The organism is Kordia sp., assembly GCF_045105435.1.
In the GTDB taxonomy this organism is placed as follows: Bacteria; Bacteroidota; Bacteroidia; order Flavobacteriales; family Flavobacteriaceae; genus Kordia.
In genome coordinates this window covers 1-7710 of the sequence record NZ_JBGCDL010000221.1, presented here as the reverse complement: position 1 = coordinate 7710, position 7710 = coordinate 1, and the positions used below count along the sequence as shown (strand labels likewise).

11 protein-coding genes are annotated in these 7710 nt (G+C 33.5%); 7 read left to right on the top strand and 4 right to left on the bottom strand.

Going from position 1 to position 7710, the window contains the following annotated elements:
* A partial coding sequence (locus AB8B65_RS11450) for a helix-turn-helix domain-containing protein (RefSeq protein WP_405301147.1) occupies window positions 1–1532 on the top strand: 1532 nt, incomplete at its 5' end.
* 94 nt (window positions 1533–1626) lie between these two features.
* A complete protein-coding gene (locus tag AB8B65_RS11445) occupies window positions 1627–1809 on the top strand; it encodes a hypothetical protein (RefSeq protein ID WP_405301145.1) in 183 nt (60 codons plus the stop codon).
* A 79-nt stretch (window positions 1810–1888) separates the two neighbouring features.
* Here AB8B65_RS11445 and AB8B65_RS11440 read toward each other — a convergent pair whose 3' ends face one another.
* Both AB8B65_RS11440 and AB8B65_RS11435 read right to left on the bottom strand, forming a co-directional pair.
* Window positions 1889–2095, bottom strand: a complete 207-nt coding sequence (locus AB8B65_RS11440) for a hypothetical protein (protein WP_405301144.1) — start codon at window positions 2093–2095, stop codon at window positions 1889–1891.
* A gap of 171 nt (window positions 2096–2266) precedes the next feature.
* The gene (locus tag AB8B65_RS11435; RefSeq protein ID WP_405301143.1) at window positions 2267–2470 is read right to left on the bottom strand and encodes a hypothetical protein; all 204 of its coding nucleotides are present in this window, start codon (window positions 2468–2470) and stop codon (window positions 2267–2269) included.
* 229 nt (window positions 2471–2699) lie between these two features.
* Here AB8B65_RS11435 and AB8B65_RS11430 point away from each other — a divergent pair, with 229 nt between their 5' ends.
* The 5 genes from AB8B65_RS11430 to AB8B65_RS11410 all read left to right on the top strand — a co-directional run bounded on the left by AB8B65_RS11430 (window position 2700) and on the right by AB8B65_RS11410 (window position 5851).
* Window positions 2700–4091: an MATE family efflux transporter gene (locus tag AB8B65_RS11430; protein WP_405301142.1), complete on the top strand. Its 1392-nt coding sequence runs from the start codon at window positions 2700–2702 to the stop codon at window positions 4089–4091.
* A complete protein-coding gene (locus tag AB8B65_RS11425) occupies window positions 4078–4305 on the top strand; it encodes a hypothetical protein (RefSeq protein WP_405301141.1) in 228 nt (75 codons plus the stop codon). The genes AB8B65_RS11430 and AB8B65_RS11425 overlap by 14 nt, the downstream gene beginning before the upstream one ends.
* Before the next feature lie 101 nt (window positions 4306–4406).
* Window positions 4407–4976, top strand: coding sequence for a phosphatase PAP2 family protein (locus AB8B65_RS11420; protein ID WP_405301140.1), 570 nt, complete (start codon window positions 4407–4409; stop codon window positions 4974–4976).
* A gap of 176 nt (window positions 4977–5152) precedes the next feature.
* Window positions 5153–5329, top strand: coding sequence for a class I lanthipeptide (locus tag AB8B65_RS11415; RefSeq protein ID WP_405301139.1), 177 nt, complete (start codon window positions 5153–5155; stop codon window positions 5327–5329).
* 132 nt (window positions 5330–5461) lie between these two features.
* Window positions 5462–5851 carry a hypothetical protein gene (locus AB8B65_RS11410; protein ID WP_405301138.1) on the top strand — a complete coding sequence of 130 codons (390 nt, stop codon included), beginning with the start codon at window positions 5462–5464 and terminating at the stop codon, window positions 5849–5851.
* A 229-nt stretch (window positions 5852–6080) separates the two neighbouring features.
* Here AB8B65_RS11410 and AB8B65_RS11405 read toward each other — a convergent pair whose 3' ends face one another.
* Together AB8B65_RS11405 and meaB are read right to left on the bottom strand one after the other, a co-directional pair.
* A complete protein-coding gene (locus AB8B65_RS11405; protein ID WP_405301137.1) occupies window positions 6081–6224 on the bottom strand; it encodes a hypothetical protein in 144 nt (47 codons plus the stop codon).
* Window positions 6225–6309: 85 nt separating this feature from the next.
* Entirely contained in the window at window positions 6310–7398 is a 1089-nt protein-coding gene (gene meaB / locus AB8B65_RS11400; protein WP_405301136.1) for a methylmalonyl Co-A mutase-associated GTPase MeaB, read from the bottom strand.
* Window positions 7399–7710: the final 312 nt, after the last annotated feature.

The following is a 7710-nucleotide window of genomic DNA, read 5'->3' as shown; positions in this document are numbered from 1 at the left end:
CGATGATGCAGCTTCGTATGGAATATTACCACAAAGCAACTACTTTTAAAGATTCAGTACATACGTTTCGAGCACATTTTTATTTAGGCGAATTCTACCAAAGTAGAGGTATTTACAAAGATGCCATGTCAGAATACGATAAAGCCATGCAAAACATTGCACAAGATGTGGATAGTGCTCGTTATATACAAACAAAAATAGCCATTGCAACCACAGAAATTGAACTGGGAAACAAATACAAAGCAGGAGAAATATTGCTCGATGTGTATGATGTAGCACGGCGTAATAACCGAACGATGCAATTGATCAATATTAATGGAAATATGGGGATTTTGAGTTTGGAATTGAATAATTTTCAAGAAGCCAAACAAAGTTTTCAAGAAGCTATTACTACTATAGACACGAAAGATTTAATTGCAAAAGACTCTATTAATTATGTAGAAGATTACATCAATTATCACATGTTTTTGGCAAAAGCATTTCAAGCGGAAAAATCGCTTGATTCTGCCATGGCATATATTGATAAAGGAATTATTATTGCTGATTATTATAAGGATATTGAAGGAAAAGCGTATTTATTTGAGTTAAAAGGTAAAACGCTTACAGCACAAAAAAAATTTCCTGAAGCGCATACGAATCTGATCAAATCTAAAGAGATTTTTACAGAATTAGGAAATGAAAAACAAATTTCTAAAATCATGTATTTGTTGGCAGATTATCATTTTGAAAACGAAGAACCTTTGGAAGCATTGACTTTACTTATTGATTTAGAAGTGCGTTACACAGAAAAACAACTTTTAGAAACCGATTATTATGACGCTTTGCTGTTGAAAGCTGAAGTTTACAAAAGCATCAAGGAGTTTGAGAAAGAATCGATCTACCGACAAAAATCAGCAGAAATACAAGAAAGAATTTCAGCAAATGAAAATAAGTCAACAGTATTTCAAACTGCCACACAATACGAAATTGAAAAGATAAAAAATAAGTTTGAAGCACAACATAAAAAAGATGAAAAACGGTTTTACATTTTCTTAAGTATTGCAATTGCTGTTATTGGCATATTTGGATTTTTGCTCTACAAGCAAATCAACAAGAAAAAAACAGCAATTACCGTTGAGAAACTTTCTACGGAAGTACTTCCGCCAAAAAAAGAAAAAACAAGCTCACAAACGAGCATTAAAAGTGATAAAACTGTTGAAGAGATTCTACAAAAACTAAAAAGCTTAGAAGTGCAGGAGTTTTACCTGAATCCGAAGTACAATTTATATGCAACTGCTAAAAAAATAGATACCAATACCACGTATTTATCTACCATTTTGAATACATATAAAAAGATGACATTTACGGAGTATTTGAACAATTTACGTATTCAATATACACTCAACCGATTGGAGCAAGATAAGAAATTTAGTATGTACACCATCAAAGCAATTGCCAAAGAAGTCGGTTACAAAAGTCATGGTTCATTTTCAAGAGCATTTAAGGCGAAAACAGGTGAAAATCCATCTACTTACCTCAAAAAGATACGTTAAAGAACTCTGTTCAATTTATAAAATGGCAAGACTTTCTATAGTATACATAACAGCTAGTTGCGTATCTTGAATAAAACTAATAAATATACTCACAATGAAAACAAAACGAAAACTGCTTACATTTAATAAAACACGGATCGCCAAAATAAACTCGTATAACATTATTGGAAAAGGACGCCAAACGGATATTGATTGTGCTGCCGAAGAATCGCGCACGCCAAAAGGTGGTGCTACACAATCTACCTCTAATAATGTATATTGTACTACTTCTGTCTAATTAATTAAGACATATTTATATACTAAAGGCTTCTTGGATTGATGACAAGAAGCCTTTTTTTTTTAAAACATAATGACGTTTATGCAGTTTGCGCATCATCACAAGTATATACTTGCGGACATGCAAAATTCGAAAAATAACAAGCAATACCTCCAGTTACACGTCCTGCACAATCGCATCCGCATCTAAGATTACCAGGAGCTGGCCAACCTGCTCCACCGCTAATTTGACTTTGACTTTCTTTAGAAATTACTGTAACACCTTTAATGTTTAAAATGTTTTTCATAATTTAAAATATTTAGTTGATCCTTACTCTATTATAGGTTTTTCAGGAAACACCTTGCCGTATAAAGCTCAAAAAGGCTTCATGATGTGCATCAGAAGCCTTTCTTTACCTTAAATACAGTTCGCTTATGAGGTAAACTATATTTACTTTATTCGTTTTTTGAATGTATGTTTATATGTCGTCGTCACAAGTATATACTTGAGGACAAGCGATAAGGTATTCACAGAATTTAGGTCCTATTACACGTCCTGCACAGTCGCATCCACATCCTTGAAATCCTCCATCTCCAGGCCATGCTGCACCACCATTAATTTGACTTTGTGCTTCTTTTGAAATTGCCGAAACACCTTTGATGTTTAAAATGTTTTTCTTCATAATTTTTAGTTTTTAAGTTGATAATCTGATATATAAATTAATATTGTATTAAGCCACTCAATAATTTATACCTACAAATTTAAACGTACTATTCGCTAGAAAAAAGTAGTTGTATTTCCATTTTAAAAAACAACCTGTTCAATTTATAAAATGGAAAGGATAAATTAGGTTCAAAGCATAAGTGTTTGCAATAAAAGAAGGCTATATTTGCAGCGTTAAAAAACAACCTGTGATCTTACAAAATTACACCAGAGAATTTCGGTATAATCTGAAACTTGCATCGCCAATTATTTTGGGAATGTTAGGGCATACCTTTGTGGGTTTTGTGGACAATGCCATGGTTGGACAATTAGGAACGGCAGAGTTGGCAGCCGTATCACTTGGAAATAGCTTTATATTCATTGCAATGTCTATTGGAATTGGGTTTTCTACCGCAATTACTACGCTAGTTGCAGAAGCAGATGCCGCAGGAAATAAAGAAAAAGTAAAAAGTGCTTTAAAACATGGTTTGCTACTTTGTACACTTATTGGAGTTGTCGTTTTTTTAGGCGTTATGCTCGCAAAACCAATCATGTATGAAATGAAGCAACCCGACGAAGTTGTAGCGTTAGCAATGCCATATTTAAACTTAGTAGCAGCTTCGTTAATTCCGTTAATTATGTTTCAAGCGTTTAAGCAATTTGCCGATGGTTTATCGCAAACAAAATACGCTATGTGGGCAACTTTGTTGGCAAATGTGGTGAATATCGTTATCAACTATTTCTTAATCTTCGGAATTTGGATTTTCCCTAAATGGGGAATTATCGGCGCAGCTATCGGAACCTTGGTTTCACGTATTGTCATGTTGGTATTTATCTGGTTATTATTGCGTTACAAGCAGAAATTTAGAGTTTATGTGACCAATTTCAATTTTAAAGAGATTAAAAAATCAGTTATAAAAAAGATTATTTCTTTAGGATTTCCATCGTCATTACAAATGCTTTTTGAAGTCGCCATTTTCACAGCAGCAATTTGGTTGTCTGGTATTTTAGGAAAGAACTCGCAAGCGGCAAACCAAATAGCATTAAACCTATCGTCAATGACGTTTATGGTAGCGATGGGATTGAGTGTTGCAGCGACAATTAGAGTAGGAAATCAGAAAGGTTTGAAACGTTTTTCAGAACTTCGCCGAATTGCATTGTCATTGTTCTTACTTGTACTCATCATTGATATCATTTTTGCCATCATGTTTATGGTATTTAACAATTGGTTTCCAACCTTATATGTTAACGAAAATGATGTTGTAAACTTAGTAGACAATACAGAAGTAATTACGATTGCGGCAAAATTATTATTAGTGTCCGCATTCTTTCAACTTTCTGATGGAATACAAGTCGTTGGCTTAGGTATTTTACGCGGTTTACAAGATGTGAAAATTCCAACAATCATTACATTTTTTGCCTATTGGATCGTTGGTTTTCCAATCTCATACTATCTCGGATTATACACTGAATACAAAAGTACAGGTATTTGGATTGGTTTGTTGGCAGGATTGACAACTTCTGCAATATTATTGTATATTAGATTTAATTATTTATCAAAAAAACTTATTAATAAGCAAATAACTCATGGAGCTTCCTAAATTTTTATTGGGCGATAATACCGATTATCCAAATGCGATTTTTATCGTGCATACCGAATTCCCAAGATTCATTATCAACCTAGAAAATGATGAAGTGGATTGGTTGGAAGAATTTGATAAGGAAGATGAAAAAGAACTGTCTTCAGAAGCCGAAAACTTATTTCAAGCGGCAAACGATTTTTATGATCGCGAATTATCTCGTTACGAAGACTAATCTCGATCATCGAAATTTAAAATTTGCTTTCGTTTGTCAACATGTACATATAAATTTCTTTTGAATACTTTTCGAGCAACCTCAAATTAATTCTGGCTATTATGATCGATCAATTAATCAATTTTGATAAAGAAGTATTTCTATTTTTAAACGGACTCGGAACACCTACTTGGGATGGTTTTTGGATGTTTATCACAAATAAATATTACGCCATTCCGTTGTATGCATTCTTACTGATTCTGATCCTAAAAACAAATAAAAAGAAAGAAATCATCTTCACATTAGTTTTGGTGGCTTTGTTGATTACAATTACTGATCAGACGGCAAATTTATTCAAAAAAACACTCTTTTTACGTTCAAGACCTTGTTATACAGCCGATTTAGTAGATCACATGCGATTGGTAAAAGATAGTTGTGGTGGCGCTTATGGTTATTTCTCAGGACATGCTTCTAATGCAATGGCTTTGGCCGTTTTTATCGGTTTAATCTTGCGAAAACATTTCAAATATATCTTTCCTGCTTTACTAATTTGGGCAGCATTTGTTGGCTACAGCCGAATTTACATTGGTGTTCATTTTCCAGGCGATGTACTTACAGGAATGATTGTAGGTGTTATTTATGGAACAATGATTTATAAGCTAAGACAGTTTTTGATAAAGAAGTACGCCTAAACTCTTCATAATTTTAAAAAAACCTTTTGTAAAATTATTTTTAATGCGTTGTTATTCAGTGAGTAGTGTGAATTTATTTAATACAATAAAAAATAAATGAAATTTGTTTTATCAATTATGGGTAACAATCCACTAATTATGTGACTACATCATATTAACATTAAAAGTTACTTATTATGAAAAAACAAAATTTAAATCAGTTAAAACTAAACAAAAAATCAATCTCAAGTTTACAAGAAGATCAACTGAATGGCGGAACTGGATCATGGTGGACAGATTATTCCGTTTGTTATTGTGATACCAAAGGCTGTACAGACACAGAATGCCATACTGTTTGGGATTGTGAGTTGTAAGCAAAAGCAACACAGAAAATAGTATTAAAAGTTGTGTATATTGCGTACACAACTTTTTTTCTGATATAGACGCAACCAAATTCTGAAAACTCCATCTACAGAGTATATGAATTCATTAAAACCATCAAAGCCATGAAAAAATTACTTGTAATATTTGCGCTAATTTTAAGCATATCTTCTTGCTCAAATGACGACGATGATGCAACAGAAACACTCACTGGTTCATGGAGACTAACCGCAACTTTATTAGATCCAGGTGATGGAAGTGGAACCTTTTTGCCTATAGATAGTGAAACTGACTTAAACTTTTCCGTAGACGGAACCACGGTAACTTCAAATGTATCATTTTGTAATATGAGCGAAGTGTTTTCAGCAACATATTCCGCTACAGCGGGAACAATTATACTAGATGAATGTGGCGCACTTTCTCCACTAACTATCTTTTTTGAAATTCAAGGAAATGAACTTATTTTGAGTTATCCGTGTATTGAAGCATGTCTGTACAAATATGTGAAGCGATAGAAGAGAAGAAACCCGTTCTGCATTTTGATAAAATTCATCAATTCGAGTGAATTTTACGATTGAAAATGAGTAAAATTTGTATTGAGAATAGAATTTTTTTACTAAAAATGTTCTCGATACTATTTTTCGTGCCTCAAAATCACTCGAACTGACGTTTCATTTTGCGTATGAATTCAATATGCACAACAGGTGACAAGAAGTTATTATTTATAAAAATAGGTGCTTATATTTAGTCTTTACAAATTAAAGAACCATCGTCCTTATCTTCATCATAGGCACATAATTTTCTCTTCTTCCTAACAAGTCCACCAATAATAGAATTTTGTTGTTGTTTGTTTAGAATAGTACCAATAGTTGAAACTTTCTTTAACATACTTGTAGCTTTTATAGAAATGAAAATTGAATTTACAAAATAAAATAGGATTCTGTAAATATTCTATAATTTTAGAATGATTTAATTAAGATTGTTGCAACAACTCTAACAACTGTTGCGCCGCATGAAAAGGAGAAATGCTACTATTTTCGGTAGCTTTTAAGTAAGAATCTAACTGTTTTTTTACATCCGGATTGTTGTAAAAATTATGTTTCAAGCGTTCTTCAATGGTTTGTAACAGCCAAAAACGGTTTTGTTGCTTTCTGTGCGTTTCAAAATAATTATTGGCTTTTGTGCTTTCGCGGAATGCTTCAATCATCTGCCAAACATCGTCAATTCCATCTTGTTTCAAAGCAGAAGCTGTCACGACTTTAGGAAGCCATTCTGAAGCTTTCATCGGATATAAATGCAATGCACGCTTAAATTCCGTTCGCGCCATTTGCGCACGCTTTACGTTATCGCCATCCGCTTTATTGATGACAATTGCGTCTGCCATTTCGATAATTCCACGTTTAATTCCTTGCAATTCGTCTCCGGCACCAGCCAATTTTAACAATAAAAAGAAATCGACCATACTATGTACAGCGGTTTCACTTTGTCCAACACCAACGGTTTCAATAATAATGGTATCAAAACCACAAGCTTCGCATAAAATGATGGTTTCGCGGGTTTTTCGTGCTACACCACCGAGTGAATCGCCAGAAGCAGACGGACGAATGAATGCGTTTTCATCCTTTACCAAATCTTCCATACGCGTTTTATCGCCTAAAATACTTCCACTAGAAATAGAGCTACTTGGATCCACGGCCAACACAGCTACTTTTTTGCCCAAAGCTGTTAAGTGCTTTCCAAACGCTTCTATAAATGTACTTTTGCCCACACCAGGGACACCTGTAATTCCCATACGAATAGAGTTATTGGCATGTGGTAAACACTTTTCAATAATCTCCGTTGCTTTCGCCAGGTGTTTGGTGCTTTTACTTTCTATGAGTGTAATAGCACGACTTAATGCGACTTTATCCTGATTCAAAATTCCTGCAACCAATTCATCTGCGGAAGGTTGCTTTCTTCTATTCTTTTTGATAGAAGCCACCGAAGTTTTACTGATAAAATCAGGTTGTGAAACGCCTTCTTTTTCGTGTAAGGCTGATGTATGTTTGGATTTTGAATTCAAGCGATTTTAAAACTTTTAAAGTATAAAAACGAAATTACGATATATTTTTTTATAAATTCAGAATTAAGAACGATTCTGAAACGTCTTTGCGAAAGTTTTGAAAAAACTTGTGGCAATCTGTTGCTAAGGAAATACAAGTTTGAATTAGAAACAGACTACCACGTCGTAAACTCCTAGTAGTGACGTTTCATAAATAATTAAAGAAAATTCAAAAAAAATGAAACGCTCCAAAAAAAACGTCGTCTTTACAATAGAACACAAACCATAATAATGAACCGACAGCATTTAGGAATCTTAAAAAAATGTAAGCAA

What these genes read in the sequence shown, in the direction of transcription:
- AB8B65_RS11425 (WP_405301141.1), top strand. Translation starts at nt 4,078, where the DNA reads ATGGAGCTTCCTAAATTTTTATTGGGCGATAATACCGATTATCCAAAT.
- AB8B65_RS11405 (WP_405301137.1), bottom strand. Translation starts at nt 6,224, where the DNA reads ATGTTAAAGAAAGTTTCAACTATTGGTACTATTCTAAACAAACAACAA.
- AB8B65_RS11420 (WP_405301140.1), top strand. Translation starts at nt 4,407, where the DNA reads ATGATCGATCAATTAATCAATTTTGATAAAGAAGTATTTCTATTTTTA.
- AB8B65_RS11435 (WP_405301143.1), bottom strand. Translation starts at nt 2,470, where the DNA reads ATGAAGAAAAACATTTTAAACATCAAAGGTGTTTCGGCAATTTCAAAA.
- AB8B65_RS11410 (WP_405301138.1), top strand. Translation starts at nt 5,462, where the DNA reads ATGAAAAAATTACTTGTAATATTTGCGCTAATTTTAAGCATATCTTCT.
- AB8B65_RS11440 (WP_405301144.1), bottom strand. Translation starts at nt 2,095, where the DNA reads ATGAAAAACATTTTAAACATTAAAGGTGTTACAGTAATTTCTAAAGAA.
- AB8B65_RS11445 (WP_405301145.1), top strand. Translation starts at nt 1,627, where the DNA reads ATGAAAACAAAACGAAAACTGCTTACATTTAATAAAACACGGATCGCC.
- AB8B65_RS11415 (WP_405301139.1), top strand. Translation starts at nt 5,153, where the DNA reads ATGAAAAAACAAAATTTAAATCAGTTAAAACTAAACAAAAAATCAATC.